The sequence below is a fragment of the Paracoccus jiaweipingae genome (assembly GCF_044335505.1).
Classification (GTDB): Bacteria; Pseudomonadota; Alphaproteobacteria; order Rhodobacterales; family Rhodobacteraceae; genus Paracoccus.
On the sequence record NZ_JBISBS010000005.1, the window covers coordinates 75511 to 90375 of the forward strand.

General features: G+C 65.7%; 15 protein-coding genes and 1 pseudogene. 6 read left to right on the forward strand and 10 right to left on the reverse strand.

The window, feature by feature from the left end:
• Positions 1-170 precede the first annotated feature (170 nt).
• From ACFXP9_RS10125 to argH, 5 genes are all read right to left on the reverse strand, one after another.
• Positions 171-2582, reverse strand: a complete 2412-nt coding sequence (locus tag ACFXP9_RS10125; RefSeq protein WP_397208479.1) for a DUF4175 domain-containing protein — start codon at positions 2580-2582, stop codon at positions 171-173.
• A gap of 125 nt (positions 2583-2707) precedes the next feature.
• Positions 2708-3973, reverse strand: coding sequence for a diaminopimelate decarboxylase (gene lysA, locus ACFXP9_RS10130; RefSeq protein WP_397208323.1), 1266 nt, complete (start codon positions 3971-3973; stop codon positions 2708-2710).
• On the reverse strand, positions 3973-4227 hold the full coding sequence (locus tag ACFXP9_RS10135) for a DUF2834 domain-containing protein (protein ID WP_397208324.1): 255 nt from the start codon (positions 4225-4227) through the stop codon (positions 3973-3975). The genes lysA and ACFXP9_RS10135 overlap by 1 nt, the downstream gene beginning before the upstream one ends.
• Entirely contained in the window at positions 4217-4384 is a 168-nt protein-coding gene (locus ACFXP9_RS10140; protein WP_397208325.1) for an argininosuccinate lyase, read from the reverse strand. Before ACFXP9_RS10140 ends, ACFXP9_RS10135 begins: the two co-directional genes overlap by 11 nt.
• On the reverse strand, positions 4381-5787 hold the full coding sequence (argH, locus tag ACFXP9_RS10145) for an argininosuccinate lyase (protein ID WP_397208326.1): 1407 nt from the start codon (positions 5785-5787) through the stop codon (positions 4381-4383). Before argH ends, ACFXP9_RS10140 begins: the two co-directional genes overlap by 4 nt.
• 23 nt (positions 5788-5810) lie before the next feature.
• Here argH and ACFXP9_RS10150 point away from each other — a divergent pair, with 23 nt between their 5' ends.
• Positions 5811-6356, forward strand: a complete 546-nt coding sequence (locus ACFXP9_RS10150; protein WP_397208327.1) for a TlpA disulfide reductase family protein — start codon at positions 5811-5813, stop codon at positions 6354-6356.
• Here the strand turns inward: ACFXP9_RS10150 and ACFXP9_RS10155 are convergent.
• The gene (locus tag ACFXP9_RS10155) at positions 6331-6909 is read right to left on the reverse strand and encodes a DNA-3-methyladenine glycosylase I (protein WP_397208328.1); all 579 of its coding nucleotides are present in this window, start codon (positions 6907-6909) and stop codon (positions 6331-6333) included. The two genes, ACFXP9_RS10150 and ACFXP9_RS10155, sit on opposite strands and share 26 nt — an antisense overlap.
• An 89-nt stretch (positions 6910-6998) precedes the next feature.
• Between ACFXP9_RS10155 and ACFXP9_RS10160 the strand changes: the two genes are divergently transcribed.
• The 4 genes and pseudogenes from ACFXP9_RS10160 to ACFXP9_RS10175 all read left to right on the forward strand — a co-directional run bounded on the left by ACFXP9_RS10160 (position 6999) and on the right by ACFXP9_RS10175 (position 10996).
• The gene (locus ACFXP9_RS10160; protein ID WP_397210185.1) at positions 6999-7823 is read left to right on the forward strand and encodes an EAL domain-containing protein; all 825 of its coding nucleotides are present in this window, start codon (positions 6999-7001) and stop codon (positions 7821-7823) included.
• 259 nt (positions 7824-8082) lie between these two features.
• On the forward strand, positions 8083-9258 hold the full coding sequence (locus ACFXP9_RS10165; RefSeq protein WP_397208330.1) for an acetyl-CoA C-acetyltransferase: 1176 nt from the start codon (positions 8083-8085) through the stop codon (positions 9256-9258).
• A gap of 97 nt (positions 9259-9355) precedes the next feature.
• Positions 9356-10081 (forward strand): beta-ketoacyl-ACP reductase, encoded by a 726-nt coding sequence (phbB, locus tag ACFXP9_RS10170; RefSeq protein ID WP_397208331.1) that lies wholly within the window; start codon positions 9356-9358, stop codon positions 10079-10081.
• Between the two features lie 59 nt (positions 10082-10140).
• A pseudogene (locus ACFXP9_RS10175) lies at positions 10141-10996 on the forward strand (DUF2332 domain-containing protein).
• A gap of 165 nt (positions 10997-11161) precedes the next feature.
• Here the strand turns inward: ACFXP9_RS10175 and ACFXP9_RS10180 are convergent.
• Genes ACFXP9_RS10180 through ACFXP9_RS10190 form a run of 3 tightly spaced genes read right to left on the reverse strand, consistent with a single transcriptional unit; the run spans position 11162 to position 12339 of the window.
• Entirely contained in the window at positions 11162-11323 is a 162-nt protein-coding gene (locus ACFXP9_RS10180; protein ID WP_397208332.1) for a YdcH family protein, read from the reverse strand.
• 57 nt (positions 11324-11380) lie between these two features.
• Positions 11381-12133 carry a tRNA1(Val) (adenine(37)-N6)-methyltransferase gene (locus ACFXP9_RS10185; protein WP_397208333.1) on the reverse strand — a complete coding sequence of 251 codons (753 nt, stop codon included), beginning with the start codon at positions 12131-12133 and terminating at the stop codon, positions 11381-11383.
• Positions 12130-12339 carry a putative signal transducing protein gene (locus tag ACFXP9_RS10190; RefSeq protein WP_397208334.1) on the reverse strand — a complete coding sequence of 70 codons (210 nt, stop codon included), beginning with the start codon at positions 12337-12339 and terminating at the stop codon, positions 12130-12132. The genes ACFXP9_RS10185 and ACFXP9_RS10190 overlap by 4 nt, the downstream gene beginning before the upstream one ends.
• A gap of 76 nt (positions 12340-12415) precedes the next feature.
• On the opposite strand from ACFXP9_RS10190, the gene ACFXP9_RS10195 reads away from it, so the two are divergent.
• A complete protein-coding gene (locus ACFXP9_RS10195) occupies positions 12416-13405 on the forward strand; it encodes a polyprenyl synthetase family protein (protein WP_397208335.1) in 990 nt (329 codons plus the stop codon).
• A gap of 69 nt (positions 13406-13474) precedes the next feature.
• Here the strand turns inward: ACFXP9_RS10195 and ACFXP9_RS10200 are convergent, their stop codons facing one another.
• A complete protein-coding gene (locus tag ACFXP9_RS10200) occupies positions 13475-14860 on the reverse strand; it encodes an ammonium transporter (RefSeq protein ID WP_397208336.1) in 1386 nt (461 codons plus the stop codon).
• Positions 14861-14865: the final 5 nt, after the last annotated feature.

Genomic DNA, 14865 nt, shown 5'->3' on the forward strand with positions numbered 1-14865 from the left:
CGACAGGCTGGCGGGCGCAACAATAGGTCTGAAAGCCGGCCAGACCATCCCTTTTTCACCCCGGCAGGTCAATGAAAAAGGGCGAAAATCCCCGAAATTCCCGCCAAAACCCGGCGGCCTGCACCTGTGCGCGTCATCCCCGCCACCCCGGCCCGGTCGCGACAGCGGCCTCAGAACCGGTCCAGCAGCCGGCCCAGATAATCACGCTCGTCCTGCGGGCGGGCGGGCTGTGCGCTGCGGCGGCGGATCTCGTCCAGCAGGTCGCGGGCGCGTCCCGCCTGATCGGCCAGCGCCCCCAGCGGGTCGTCGCTGACAGCACCGCCCCCCAGACCGGCCCCCTGACCGCCCAACACCCGGCCCAGCGGGTCGGTGCGCGGTCGCCCGGCCTGCGGCACCAGCGCGCCGGGCTGGCCGCCATCGCCCGGTCCGGCGCCTTGCTGCGCGCCCTGTGTCGGGGCATCGCCGCGCTGGCGCAGGATCTGACCCAGCGCCCGCATCCCCTGCCGCATGCCCTCGATCGCTTCGGCCTGACGGTCCATGGCCTGCCCCATATCGCCCTGCCGCAGGGCCTGTTCAGCCTCGCGCATGGCGCGACCGGCGCGGTCCAGCCCCTGCCGCGCGGCATCGCCCTGATCGGACCCGCGCCCCGGCAACAGCCCCTGCTGGCGGCCAATTTCCTCGCGCAGGTCACGCTGGCGGTCGGCCAGTTCGTCACCCAGACCACCGTCATCCGCGCCCCACTGGCCATACTGGTCCTGAAGCGCGCGGAAACTTTCATCCGCCAGATCCTGTTGCTGGCGCAGGCTGTCGGCCAGACGGCCCATGCCCTGCCCCGATGGTCCTGAATCCCCGGCACCCTTGCCACCCTCGCCCTGCGTGACCTTCAGGCTTTGCATCATGCGGTTGAACTGGTCCAGCAGGGCCTGCGCCTCGGCCATGCGGCCGCCGGCCATCAGGCGCTGGATCTCGTCCATCATCTGCTGGATCTGGTCGGCGCTGATGCGCTGTCCCTCGCGCGGTTTGGTGAAACGCTCGGCCGGGTCTGCCTGCTGCTGCGCCAGCATGTCGGTATAGGCGCGGGTGGCCTGCGCCAGCTCGTCCATCAGGCGCGCGATCTCGTCAGGGCTGGCACCGTTGCGCATGGCGGCGGACAGCTTTTCCTGCGCGCGCCGCATCTGGTCCAGCGCGTCATCCAGCCCGCCATCCTCGCGCCGGACCGCCGCCTGCCACAGATCCTCGGCCAGCCTGTCGCGCGCAGCCGGGTCCAGCGGGCCACCCTCCAGCAGGGCAACCCCGGCGCGCAGGCGCTGATACAGGTCATCCTCGATAAAGCCCTCGGGCTGCCAGGTGACAGCGCGCAGGATCTCGGCGCTGCGGCGGGCATTGTCGCGCGACCACAACAGGTCACGGCGGATCTCGGCCAGCGCGGCGGCCAGCGGGTCAAAGAACCGCCGACCGGGCAGGATCAGCCGGAAATCCTGCGACTGGCCGGTCTGGCCGATGCCGTCCGCGACCTCCAGCCGGATGGTCACCGGCAGGTTGGCCCAGGGGTGCCGCGCCAGATCGGCCACCAGCCGCCCCGAGACCGCCCGCCGGTCGCCCCGCGACGGCAGGGGCAGCGCCAGCTCCACCGGATCGCGCGGCTCTGGCGCGACGGTCAGGCCAAAGCGCCGCTGGACGGATGCCAGATCCAGCGCGATCCGCGCCTGCCCCAAGGCTATGCCGAAATCGTCGCTGGCGGTGAAATCCTGCAACATGCGGCCATCGGCACGGCGCATCGGCGCATCACCCACCGCGACCACCGGCGCCGCGTCGGGCAGGACGGTGATGTCAAACCCCCGCCCCGGCAGCCGCAGCCGCCCCGATTGCGCCACCGCGATTTCGGGCGCATCAGCGCCGCCCATCTGCGCACCCAGATCCTGCGACCAGCGCGGCACCGGCCCGTAAAAGCGCAGGCTGACCCGGCTGCCCTTGGGCAGGTCCAGCGCATCCCCCGCCAAGGCATTCAGATACAGCGCCGGACGACGGGTATAGGCCGGGGGCTGTGCCCAACCTTCCCATGCCGGGCCAGCCTGCACCGCATCCCCGGCCCCGCGCCAGCCGCGCAGGTCCAGCGCCAGCGCCCCCAGCCCGTCGCGCCATGCGCCTTGCGCCCCAAACAGCCCCGCCATGGCCAGCGCCAGCAACGCCACCAGACGCAGCCCCAACGGGTCACGCCGCGCCAGACCGGCATCAGGGGCCACGGGCCGGGCAGAAAGGGCGCGGGCGGCCATCTGCGCCCGATGCGCATCCCACAGCCCCCCGCCGCCCATCGCGGGCCGGTCCGCCAGCGCCGCCAAAGGCCGCCCCGGCAGGCGCGAATCGACCCGCCGCAGGGCCGCCCCGGCATCCGGCCTGCGAAACCGCCACAGCCCCCACAGCGCGGCCATCACACACACCGCCAGCCCCGCCCAGACCGGCCAGCGCGGCACGTCCCCGCCGCCCAGCAACACCAGCGCCACCAGCCCCGCCAGCAGGGACAGCGCGGGCCAGAACACCCGCATGAAAGCCTCCCACCACAGGCCGGCGGCGCTGATTGTCAGCGCCCGCCAGACCGGGTCGCGCCAGCGCCCTGACCTCGCTTCTGTTGAAAATACCTTCGGGGGGAACCGGCGCAGCCGGTGGGGGGCAGACAGCCCCCCCTGCTGGTCTTTGGTTCCGCCCGATGTCACATCCATTCCGGGATGGTATCGCGGGCAAGGATGTCCGCCAATCCCGGACGGGCGCGGATCACGGCCCATTTATCGCCCGCGACCAGCACCTCGGGGACCAGCGGGCGGGTGTTGTATTCCGAGGCCATCACCGCCCCGTAAGCCCCGGCACTGCGGAACGCCACCAGATCGCCCGCCGCCATCGCCGGCAGGTCGACACCCTTGCGAAACGTGTCGCCGGTCTCGCAAACCGGGCCAACAACGTCAAAAGGCGACACATCCGCGCCCAGCGGCGGCTGAACCACCGGGACGATATCGTGATAGGCCCCATACATCGCGGGCCGCAGCAGGTCGTTCATCGCCCCGTCCACGATCAGGAAATCGCGATCCTCGCCGCGCTTTACGTAAATCACCTGCGTCAGCAGCACCCCGGCATTCCCCGCGATGTTGCGGCCCGGCTCGATCTCGATCTCGCAACCCAGATCACCGACGGTCTCGCGGATGACCTGACCATATTCGATGGGCAAGGGCGGCGCGTTATTGTCGCGCTGATAGGGGATGCCCAGACCGCCCCCCAGATCCAGCCGCACGATGCCGTGGCCGTCGGCGCGCAGCGCGCGGGTCAGGTCGGCCACCTTGGCATAGGCCTGACGGAACGGTTCCAGATCCGTCAGCTGGCTGCCGATATGCACATCGACCCCCACCACCTGCAAACCGGGCAGACGGGCGGCATGGGCGTAAACCTCCCGCGCGCGGGAAATCGGGATGCCGAATTTGTTTTCCGCCTTGCCGGTGGCGATTTTCTCGTGCGTTTTGGCATCCACATCGGGGTTGACGCGGATGGCGATGGGAACCTCGACCCCCATGCTGACGGCAAGGGCGGACAGGGCCTCCATCTCGGGTTCGGATTCGATGTTGAACTGGCGGATGCCGCCCTCGATCGCCATGCGCATCTCGGCAAGGGTCTTGCCGACGCCGGAAAACACGATGCGCCCACCCGGCACACCGGCGGCGCGGGCGCGGGCATATTCGCCGCCCGACACGACATCCATGCCCGCGCCCATTTCGCCCAGCAGCTTCAGCACGGCCAGATTGCTGTTCGACTTGACCGCAAAGCAAACCAGATGGTCGGTCCAGTCCAGCGCCTGCCGGAACAGGTTGAAATGCCGCGACAGCGTTGCCGCCGAATAGACATAGACCGGCGTGCCGACCTGCGCCGCGATCTGCGCCAGCGGCACGTCCTCGGCGCAAAGCTGGCCGTCGATATAGTTGAAATGATCCATCAAATCACCCTGCGCGAACGGATAAACAGATAAAGCGGCAGCGCGCATCCCGGCCCCAGCACCAGCGCGGGCAGCGTCACCAGCGCCAGCCAGTTGCGCCGCATCGTGGTTTCGGTCAGGCACCACAGCGCGATCACCGCAACGGCGACCCAGTCGGCGGCGGCAAAGGGCTGTGGGCGCCACAGCGCCAGCGCGGCCCCGGCCAGCGCGGCCATGGCCCAGACCAGCCGCATCGGGGTCACATCAAAGCGCACCGGCAACCCCGACCCGCGCGTCACCGGAAACAGAGACCTGAACCGCGCCCTGCATCTGCACCTTGCCCGCAGGCGCAGCGGGGCGCACCGGGGCGCCATCGACCCCGCATCCGGCCAGCGCCGCCAGCGCCGCCAGCCCGATCAGCCGCGCGATCATGCCCGCGCCGCCCGCCAGCGCGCGACTTGCGCCCGGACCTGATCGGGCGCCGTCCCGCCATAGCTGGTGCGTGACGCGACCGAATTATGCACCCCCAGCACGGTGAACACATCATCCGTGATCGCCGCATTCACCGACTGCATATCGGCCAGCGTAAGATCGGGCAGATCACAGCCCTTGCCCTCGGCCATGGCCACCAGCGCGCCGGTGGCGTGATGGGCATCGCGGAAGGGCAGACCGGCCTTGCGCACCAGCCAGTCGGCCAGATCGGTGGCGGTGGAAAAGCCGTTGCCCGCAGCCCCTTCCAGCGCCGCCTTGTTCACCGTCAGGTCAGACACCATGCCCGTCATCGCGGCCAGCGCCAGCATCAGGTTGTCGGCGGCGTCAAAGACCTGTTCCTTGTCTTCTTGCATGTCCTTGGAATAGGCCAGCGGCAGCCCCTTCATCACCGTCATCAGCGCGACATTGGCACCAAAGATGCGGCCAATCTTGGCGCGGATCAGTTCCGCCGCGTCGGGGTTGCGCTTTTGCGGCATGATAGAGCTGCCGGTGGACCATTTATCCGACATCGCGACAAAGCGGAATTGCGCGCTGGACCAGATCACAAGTTCCTCGGACAGGCGCGACAGGTGCATGGCACAGATGCTGGCCGCGGCCAGATATTCCAGCGCGAAATCGCGGTCCGACACGGCGTCAAGGCTGTTGGCCGTTGGCCGGTCAAAGCCCAGATCGCGGGCCGTGGCGTCGCGATCAATCGCAAAGCCCGTGCCCGCCAGCGCCGCCGACCCCAGCGGGCATTCGTTCATCCGCTTGCGCGCATCCTGAAACCGCGACAGGTCACGGCCAAACATCTCGACATAGGCCATCATGTGATGCCCCCAGGTCACCGGCTGCGCGGTTTGCAGATGGGTGAAACCGGGCATCACCCAACCGGCCCCGGCCTCGGCCTGATCCAGCAGCGCGCCGATCAGCGCCCCCAGCGCCTGCACCGCCGCATCGCATTGTTCGCGCACCCACAGCCGGAAATCGGTCGCCACCTGATCGTTGCGCGACCGCGCGGTGTGCAGACGCCCCGCCGGTTCACCGATGATCTGTTTCAGACGCGCCTCGACATTCATGTGAATGTCTTCCAGCGCGGCGCTGAAGGGGAAATTCCCGGCCTCGATCTCTGACATCACCGTGAGAAGGCCTTCACGGATCGCGTCGGCATCGCTATCGGTAATGATGCCCTGCGCCGCCAGCATCGCGGCATGGGCCCGGCTGCCCCGGATATCCTGGGTGTAAAGCCGCTGGTCATAGCTGATCGAGGCATTGATCGCCTCCATGATCGCATCGGGACCAGAGGCAAAACGCCCGCCCCACATGCTGTTCGCGGCTTGGGTGGCTTTGGGCTGGTCGGTCATGGCAAATCCTGCGGAGATCTCAAATGCTGCGTTCCCTGTTCCTTTATACGGCCCTTCTTTGCGGTGCAAATGCGGCTTTTGCAGGTCAGATCGACTTTGACGCCGCCCATGCCGCGGGGCTGGCAAAGCTGGCCCCCACCGATGCCACCTTGGCCCCGCAAGCCAGCTTTACCGGCGCCGATGGCCAGCCGGTCACGCTGGCCGATTACAAGGGCAAGGCGCTGTTGGTGAATTTCTGGGCCACATGGTGCGCCCCCTGCCGGGCCGAGATGCCCTCGCTCGACCGGTTGCAGCAACAGCGCGGCGGCGATGATTTTCAGGTGCTGACCATCGCCACCGGCCGCAACGCGCCCGCGGCCATCGACAAATTCCTTGCCGAAACCGGCATCCGGTCCCTGCCCCGGCTGACCGACCCGAAAATGGCGCTGGCCCGCGCCTTTGGCGTGCTGGGAATGCCCGTCACCGTCCTGATCGACGCCGACGGACAAGAGGTCGCGCGCCTGATCGGTGACGCCGAATGGGACAGCCCGGCGGCGCTGGCGGTTATTGACCAGCTGACAGCAAACTGACCGGCCCGTGCCGGTGACAGCGGGTCAGGTGATCGTTCACCATCCCGGTCGCCTGCATGAAGGCGTAACAGATCACCGGCCCGCAAAACCGGAACCCCTGCTTTTTCAGCGCCCTGGACATGGCCTGCGATTCTGGCGTTTGCGTCGGCACATCCGCCAGCCGCACCCATGCGTTTTGCAGCGGACGCCCGCCGACAAAAGACCACAGAAAGGGCGAAAACCCCTGCGCGGCCTCGATTTCCAGATAGGCGCGGGCATTGGTGATGGTGGCCTCAATCTTGCCGCGATGGCGGATGATGCCGGGGTTTCGCAGCGCGGCCTCGACCTGCGCGTCGCCCCATGCGGCGATGCGGGCGGGGTCGAAACCCTCGAACGCCGCGCGGAAATTGTCGCGTTTGCGCAGAATGGTGATCCAACTGAGGCCGGCCTGAAACCCGTCAAGGATCAGCTTTTCCCACAGCGCCCGTGACCCGTATTCCGGCACGCCCCATTCGTCGTCGTGATAGGCCTTATACAGCGGGTCAAGGCCACACCAGCCGCAGCGTTCCACCATCTGTTAACCCTGTTTCAGAAATCCATGTCCTGTTTACCGGATATTAGGACAATATCGTCATGTTCACCACTGACGCAGGAGGTCATTGGATGTCACATGATGATTCGCCGGATGGGCAGATCGGCTCGCCCCTTGATTTTGCGATTGACCAGCAATCGCGCAACACGCTGACCGTGGTGCGGCGGGCCGTTCAGCGCGGTGATGCGGTGCTGGCCTATCAGCCCATTGTGCAAAGCATCCGTCCCGATGAACCCGCCTTTTACGAGGGGTTGATCCGCATCATCGACGATACCGGGCGGATGATTCCGCTGCGCGACTTCATGCCCTTTGCCGAAACCGACGAATTGGGCCGTCAGATCGACTGTCTGTCGCTGCAACTGGGGCTGAAAACACTGCGCGACCACCCCTCGCTGCGGCTGGCCATCAATATGTCCGCCCGCTCGATCACCTATCCCAAATGGATGGAGGTTTTGCGCAAGGGCACCGCCGGTGACGACCACATTGCGGAACGGCTGATTCTGGAAATCACCGAAAGCTCGGCCATGGGGATGCCCGAAACCGTGCGCGCCTTCATGGACGACCTTCAGGTTCGCGGCGTCAGTTTTGCGCTGGACGATTTCGGCGCGGGCTATACCTCATTCTGCTATCTGCGCGATTTCAATTTCGACGTCATCAAGATCGACGGCCAGTTCATCCGTGACATCTCGGCCCATCCTGACAATCAGGTGCTGACCCGCGCCCTGCAATCCATCGCCCATCATTTCGACATGTTCACCGTGGCCGAATCGGTCGAAACAGCGGAAGAGGCCGCCTTTCTGATCAGCATGGGCATCGACTGTCTGCAAGGCTTCTATTTCGGCGCCCCCACCATCGCCCCGCCCTGGATCACCCCACCCCCGGCACGGCAGGCCTGACCGGCGCGGCCATTTCCGCGCGGCACCCTGCCGCCCCGGTGCGCGCCCCCATCATCGCCCCTTGGGCAGTGACGCCCCGTGACGCAAGAACAGGCGCAAGACCTGCCCCGCATCCGCCCCGCCTGTCACGGCACCGTCATATCGCTGCGCCATCACATCGCGGCACAGATCCGGCGCGGATGTCTTGACGCAGCGCCATCCAGGGTCACAGTGTAAGCGCATCGCCGGGGGTTCCGGCCACAGACAGGAGAGAAGCACGATGACCAAAGCCGTGATCGTTTCCGCCGCCCGCACGCCAGTTGGCAGCTTTCTGGGCTCTTTCGCCACTATCCCCGCGCATGAACTGGGGGCCGCGGTTCTGAAAGCGGTGGTCGAGCGGGCCGGAATCGACCCCTCCGAGGTCAGCGAAACGATCCTGGGTCAGGTGCTGACCGCCGGTCAGGGCCAGAACCCCGCCCGTCAGGCGCATATTCTGGCGGGCCTGCCGCAGGAATCGGCGGCGTGGCTGATCAATCAGGTCTGCGGCTCGGGGCTGCGGTCGGTCGCGCTGGCCGCGCAACAGGTCATCCTTGGCGATGCCACCATCGTCGCCGCCGGCGGTCAGGAAAGCATGTCGATGTCCAGCCACGCCGCCTATCTGCGTCAGGGCGCCAAGATGGGCGACGTCAAGATGCTGGACACCATGATCCGCGATGGCCTGTGGGACGCCTTCAACAATTACCACATGGGCCAGACGGCTGAAAACGTGGCCGAAAAATGGGGAATCAGCCGCGAACAGCAGGATGAATTCGCCGTTGCCAGCCAGAACAAGGCCGAGGCCGCGCAAAAGGATGGCCGCTTCAAGGATGAAATCGTCCCCTTCACTGTCAAGACCCGCAAGGGCGAAACGGTGGTCGATGCCGATGAATATATCCGCCACGGCGCCACGATCGAGGCGATGCAAAAGCTGCGTCCGGCCTTCACCAAGGATGGCAGCGTGACCGCCGCCAATGCCAGCGGCATCAATGACGGTGCCGCCGCCGTGCTGGTTATGACCGAGGAAGAGGCCGCGCGCCGCAACCTGACCCCGCTGGCGCGCATTGCCTCTTACGCGACGGCAGGTCTGGACCCCGCCATCATGGGCACCGGCCCGATCCCGGCCAGCCGCAAGGCACTGGACAAGGCCGGCTGGTCCGTCGCTGATCTGGACCTGGTCGAGGCGAACGAGGCTTTCGCCGCACAGGCCTGCGCCGTGAACAATGACATGGGCTGGAACCCTGATATCGTGAACGTGAATGGTGGCGCCATTGCCATTGGCCACCCGATCGGCGCCTCGGGCTGCCGTATCCTGAACACCCTGCTGTTCGAAATGCAGCGCCGCGACGCGAAAAAGGGCCTTGCCACCCTGTGCATCGGCGGCGGCATGGGTGTTGCCATGTGTCTGGAACGCGGCTGATCACATCAGAACGCGCCGCCGGTCGCGCAATGATCTTGCGTATCTGGCGGCGCATTGGTAACAGTGTTGCCGAAGGGCATCTGAAAGAGGGGGTTCCATGTCCAGAATTGCATTGGTCACAGGCGGCACGCGCGGCATCGGCACGGCAATCTCAAAGGCCTTGAAGGATGCGGGCTATACCGTTGCGGCGAATTACGCCGGCAATGACGACGCCGCCCGCGCCTTTACCGAAGAAACCGGCATCCAGACCTTCAAATGGTCGGTGGCCGATTATGACGCCTGCGCCGCAGGCATCAAACAGGTCGAGGACGCGCTTGGCCCGGTCGACGTGCTGGTCAACAATGCCGGCATCACCCGCGACGCGATGTTTCACAAGATGACCCCGCAACAGTGGAAAGAGGTCATCGACACCAACCTGACCGGCCTTTTCAACATGACCCATTCGGTCTGGAACGGGATGCGCGACCGCAAGTTCGGGCGGGTGATCAATATCAGCTCGATCAACGGGCAGAAGGGTCAGGCGGGTCAGGCCAATTATTCGGCGGCCAAGGCGGGCGATATCGGCTTTACCAAGGCCCTCGCGCAAGAGGGCGCGCGCGCCGGCATCACCGTCAACGCGATCTGCCCCGGCTATATCGGCACCGAGATGGTGCGGGCGATTGATGAAAAAGTCCTGAACGAACGCATCATCCCGCAGATCCCCGTCGGCCGCCTTGGCGAGCCAGAGGAAATCGCCCGCTGCGTGGCCTTCCTGGCCGCAGATGACGCGGGCTTCATCACCGGCTCGACCATCAGCGCCAATGGCGGTCAGTATTTCAGCTGACCAGGCGCCCCGAACCACGACCAAGGCCCGCCACACATGGCGGGCTTTAGGCACCGGCCATGGATAAGCAGATACAGCGTATCAGCGAAACCTATCAGCGATTCGCCCTGCTGGAGGCTGCAGGAAGATCCCCGATCTATCAGGCATGGGCAGAACGGGTCGCCGCGTCGAACACTATCCTTCATTTTCTGGCGCAGCTTCTGCCGGACAAACAGCAGCCAAATCTGCTTTTAGCGTCGCTTCGGTCAGTTGCGGGGCAGACCCCTTCCTCAGGCGATTTTGAAGAAACCCTGATGGCAGAACGTGATCAGGTTCGGGGTTTTATCCTTTCGCACAGCACACAGACAAACGAACCCGGCAGATGCACCGCGCTTTTGCCGGCTTTGAAACATATCGACGGGCCTGTCGCACTGATCGAGGTCGGGGCATCCGCAGGGTTGTGCCTTTTGCCGGATAAATATGGTTATGATTGGGGCCGTTCGCGACTTGCCGCACCGACAAGCGATGCGCCGGTTTTTCCCTGCGCCGTTGCCGGGAGCCCGCCTTTCCCGCACCGGACACCCCCAGATCATCTGGCGGGCCGGTCTGGATCTGTCGCCGCTAAGCGTACGCAATGACAAAGACGTGGATTGGCTGCTGAATCTGGTCTGGCCCGAAGACACAGAACGGCGAAACAGGCTGACAGCCGCGATCAGGCTGGCGCGGAAATATCGGCCAAAGATCAACCACGGTGATCTGCGCCATGACCTGATGGATCTGATCAATCAGGCGCCCGATCATGCCACATGCGTGGTCTGGCACAGCGCCGTTCTGACATATGTCGCGCATCAATCAGACAGGGACGCATTTGCGAAACAAATGCTGGCAAGCAAAGCCGTATGGATCAGCAATGAATCGCCCAGCGTTTTCCCATAATTCAGCAAGATGGCCGCGCCCCCTGCCCGTAGATCATTTGCGCTGACAATCAATGGCAGGCTGCAGGGGTGGACCGGGCCGCATGGCCAAAGCCTTTACGGACTGTAACCAAATAAAAAGGCAGGCCTAACGGCCTGCCCCATCGTCGCAAGGATACCGCGGCGGTTACGACAGCCGGGTGATTTCCTCTTTCAGGCGCAATTTTTCCTTTTTCATGGACGCAATATCCATGTCGTCGGTTCCGGGACTGCGCTGCGCGGCCTCGACGGCCCTGGACAGCGCTTCGTGTTTCTTCCGCAATTCAGCAACATGCGATGCAACCGACATCTCGTCCTCCTGTAAGGTTGGTCGATGTCACAATCCCATCACACAAACCCGATTCTGTCACGGGTTTTCGGCTGACAGGACCGTGATCGCGGCACAATGGCGCAAAACCGCTGTGGCCTGTGGGGTCAGGTCCTCGGCATCGGCGGAATGTGACGGTTTTGCGTGCATGACAAAGGGCGGCAACAGGCGCATCGGGTCGCGGCGGCCCTTGCGCGCGGTGACGATAACGCGGCCCGCATCGCGCCCGGCCCGCGCGGCAATCGGCAGGATGCACACCGCCCCGGCCCGCGTCCCCAGACCGGCCAGCAGATCGCCCAGACGCTCGGGCCGGTGAATCACCGCCAGCCAGCCACCGGGGCGCAACCGCCGCAGCCCCGCATCCAGCCAGTCGGCCAGCGGGGTATTTTCGTGCCGCGCGGTGCCGCGACCGGCGTCGGGGGCGCGGGTGCCGGACCCGAAATAGGGCGGGTTCATCAGCACCCCGTCGAAATGCCGCGCCCGCAGGTCGGGCGGCATCTGCGCCAGATCGCCCACGACAACGCGCAGCGGCAGACCGTTTTCATCGGCATTGCGCCGCGCCAGTTCGGCGTAACCGGGCTGGCGTTCCAGCCCCATAACGCCCAGATCGACCCGCCGCGCCAGACACAGCGCCGCGACGCCCGCGCCACAGCCCAGTTCCAGCACCTGCTGGCCGGGCCGCGCCGGACAGGCCGCCGCCAGCATCACCGCATCCGCCCCTGCGCGATAGCCCTGCGCGGGTTGCCAGACAGACAGGCGCCCGCCCAGAAAATCGTCGCGGCGCAGGGTCATTCCAGCAGGCCGGCGTCACGCAGGATGGATTGCGCCATGAACGCATCGCGATCGGCCACCATCAGGCGGCGTGGCAGGATGCCGATGGACCCTTCCAGCACGCTCATATGCTGGTCGAACTGGAAACAGGCGATGTCCGCCGCCGCCAGCAGGGCCTCGGCATGGGACAGGGTCACGGGGTCGGTGCTGCGCAGGATCTCTCTCATGGGTCTGATTTAGGTCGCGGTTGCGCCGCTGTCCATTGCATGGCAATGGCTTGTCGCGATCAAGAGGGCCAGAAAGATGACCGACGCGACAGTGATGGACCGCCTGACCGGCGCTTTGGAACAGGATATGCGCGACGTGGACCGGCTGATCCACGACCGCATGATCAGCCGCAACGCGCCGCTGATCCCGCAAGTCACCGCCCATCTGATTGACGCCGGCGGCAAGCGTCTGCGCCCGATGCTGGTGTTGTCGGCGGCGCGGCTGCTGGGGTATCGGGGCCGCGACCACCTGCTGCTGGCGGCTACGGTGGAATTCATCCACACCGCGACGCTGCTGCATGACGATGTGGTCGACGAAAGCCGCCAGCGCCGGGGGCGGCCCACGGCGAATCTGCTTTGGGACAACAAGACCAGCGTTCTGGTCGGGGATTACCTGTTCGCCCGCAGCTTCCAGCTGATGGCCGATGCCGACAGCATGGATGTGATGCGCATCCTGTCCGCCGCCAGCGCCACCATTGCCGAGGGCGAGGTGCTGCAACTGACCGCCGCGCAGGATCTGGCCACGACCGAGGACACCTATATTCAGGTGGTGCGCGGCAAGACGGCAGCGCTGTTTTCCGCCGCGACCGAGGTCGGCGCCGTCATCGCCGGGGCAACCCCGGACCAGCGGCAGGCGCTGTTCGATTACGGCGATGCGCTGGGGATCGCCTTCCAGATCGCTGACGACCTGCTGGATTATGGCGGCAGCAGCGCGACCATCGGCAAGAATACCGGCGACGATTTCCGCGAAGGCAAGCTGACCCTGCCGGTGATCAAGGCCATTGCCCGCGCCGATGCCGGTGAACGCGCCTTCTGGGACCGCACCATCGCGCAGGGCAAACAGGACGATGCCGACCTGACCACCGCGCTGGACATTCTGTCGCGGCGCGGGGCGCTGGCGGCGGCGCGCGACGACGCCTTCGGTTGGGCGGGCAGGGCCAAGGCGGCGCTGGACAGGCTGCCCGATCATCCGCTGCGCGCCATCCTGTCGGATCTTGCCGATTACGTCGTGGCCCGTCTGGCCTGACCGACCCCGATTGTTTCACGTGAAAAAGCCCGGCCGGCTGGCCGGGCTTTGCCCTGTCATGGCACGCGATCAGTTATAGGCGTTCTCGCCATGGGTGGTGATGTCCAGACCCTGACGCTCGTCATTGTGGCTGACGCGCAGGCCGATCACCGCCTTGATCAGATGCAGCGCGGCGAAGGACACCACCGCCGACCAGATGATGCAGATCAGCACCCCCAGCACCTGGGCATAGACCTGCGCCCCCATGTCGAACGGCGCGACGGTATCGGTGGCGTAATCCCACACCCCCGTCCCCCCAAGCGAGGGCGCCGCGAACACCCCGGTCAGCACCGCACCGACAATGCCGCCCACGCCGTGGATGCCGAACACGTCAAGGCTGTCATCGACGCGCATCTTCATTTTCAGCCCGACGACAAAGCCCATGCAGACCAGCCCGCTGACGATGCCAATGGCAATCGCCCCCATCGGCCCGACAAAGCCCGCCGCCGGGGTCACACCGACCAGCCCCGATACCGCGCCCGATACCGCGCCCAGCAGCGACGGGTGGCCGCGCCAGATCCATTCGCCCAGCGCCCAGGCCAGCCCTGCCGCCGCCGTGGCGACAACCGTGTTCAGGATCGCCATCGCCGCGACGCCATTCGCCTCGAGGTTGGAACCGGCGTTAAAGCCGAACCAGCCGATCCACAGCAGACAGCCGCCGATAAAGGTAAAGGTCAGGTTATGCGGCGCCATCAGTTCCTTGCGAAAGCCAAGCCGCGGCCCGGCAACGATGGCCGCGACCAGCCCCGCCACGCCGGCATTGATGTGAATGACGGTGCCACCGGCGAAATCCAGCGCGCCATGGCTGAACAACAGCCCCGCAGGTGCATCCGCCGCCGACGGGCCACCCCACCACCAGACCATATGCGCCATCGGCAGATAGGACAGCACGAACCAGATCGTCGCAAAGATCAGGATGGCCGAAAACTTCATCCGTTCCGCCGTGGCACCGACGATCAGCGCCGGGGCCAGACAGGCAAAGGCCATCTGGAAGATCACCACCGTATATTCCGGGATATACACGCCCTTGGAAAACGTCTCGGCCACGGCATCGGGGGTCACGCCCGCCAGAAACGCCTTGGACAGCCCGCCGATATAGGGCGTCAGCGGCCCGGCCTCGGCGGCGCTGCCGGCACCGGTAAAGGCCAGCGAATAGCCAAAGGCAACCCACAGCACCGCCATCAGGCAAAACACCGCAAAGACCTGCGCCAGCACCGACAGCATGTTACGCGCCCGCACAAGCCCGCCATAAAACAGCGCCAGCCCCGGCACTGACATCATCATCACCAGAATGGCCGAAATCATCATCCAGGTGGTGTCGCCCTTGTCGGGGATCTGCGCGGCGGCCTCTTGCGCCCAAACGGGTCCGGCCAGACCCGATCCGGCCAGAAGGGTTGCGGGAAAGATCTTGTTCATGGTCC

What these genes read in the sequence shown, in the direction of transcription:
- ACFXP9_RS10160 (WP_397210185.1), top strand. Translation starts at nt 6,999, where the DNA reads ATGTCACATGATGATTCGCCGGATGGGCAGATCGGCTCGCCCCTTGAT.
- ACFXP9_RS10200 (WP_397208336.1), bottom strand. Translation starts at nt 14,860, where the DNA reads ATGAACAAGATCTTTCCCGCAACCCTTCTGGCCGGATCGGGTCTGGCC.
- ACFXP9_RS10195 (WP_397208335.1), top strand. Translation starts at nt 12,416, where the DNA reads ATGACCGACGCGACAGTGATGGACCGCCTGACCGGCGCTTTGGAACAG.
- ACFXP9_RS10165 (WP_397208330.1), top strand. Translation starts at nt 8,083, where the DNA reads ATGACCAAAGCCGTGATCGTTTCCGCCGCCCGCACGCCAGTTGGCAGC.
- ACFXP9_RS10140 (WP_397208325.1), bottom strand. Translation starts at nt 4,384, where the DNA reads ATGATCGCGCGGCTGATCGGGCTGGCGGCGCTGGCGGCGCTGGCCGGA.
- ACFXP9_RS10190 (WP_397208334.1), bottom strand. Translation starts at nt 12,339, where the DNA reads ATGAGAGAGATCCTGCGCAGCACCGACCCCGTGACCCTGTCCCATGCC.
- phbB (WP_397208331.1), top strand. Translation starts at nt 9,356, where the DNA reads ATGTCCAGAATTGCATTGGTCACAGGCGGCACGCGCGGCATCGGCACG.
- lysA (WP_397208323.1), bottom strand. Translation starts at nt 3,973, where the DNA reads ATGGATCATTTCAACTATATCGACGGCCAGCTTTGCGCCGAGGACGTG.
- argH (WP_397208326.1), bottom strand. Translation starts at nt 5,787, where the DNA reads ATGACCGACCAGCCCAAAGCCACCCAAGCCGCGAACAGCATGTGGGGC.
- ACFXP9_RS10180 (WP_397208332.1), bottom strand. Translation starts at nt 11,323, where the DNA reads ATGTCGGTTGCATCGCATGTTGCTGAATTGCGGAAGAAACACGAAGCG.
- ACFXP9_RS10185 (WP_397208333.1), bottom strand. Translation starts at nt 12,133, where the DNA reads ATGACCCTGCGCCGCGACGATTTTCTGGGCGGGCGCCTGTCTGTCTGG.
- ACFXP9_RS10155 (WP_397208328.1), bottom strand. Translation starts at nt 6,909, where the DNA reads ATGGTGGAACGCTGCGGCTGGTGTGGCCTTGACCCGCTGTATAAGGCC.
- ACFXP9_RS10150 (WP_397208327.1), top strand. Translation starts at nt 5,811, where the DNA reads ATGCTGCGTTCCCTGTTCCTTTATACGGCCCTTCTTTGCGGTGCAAAT.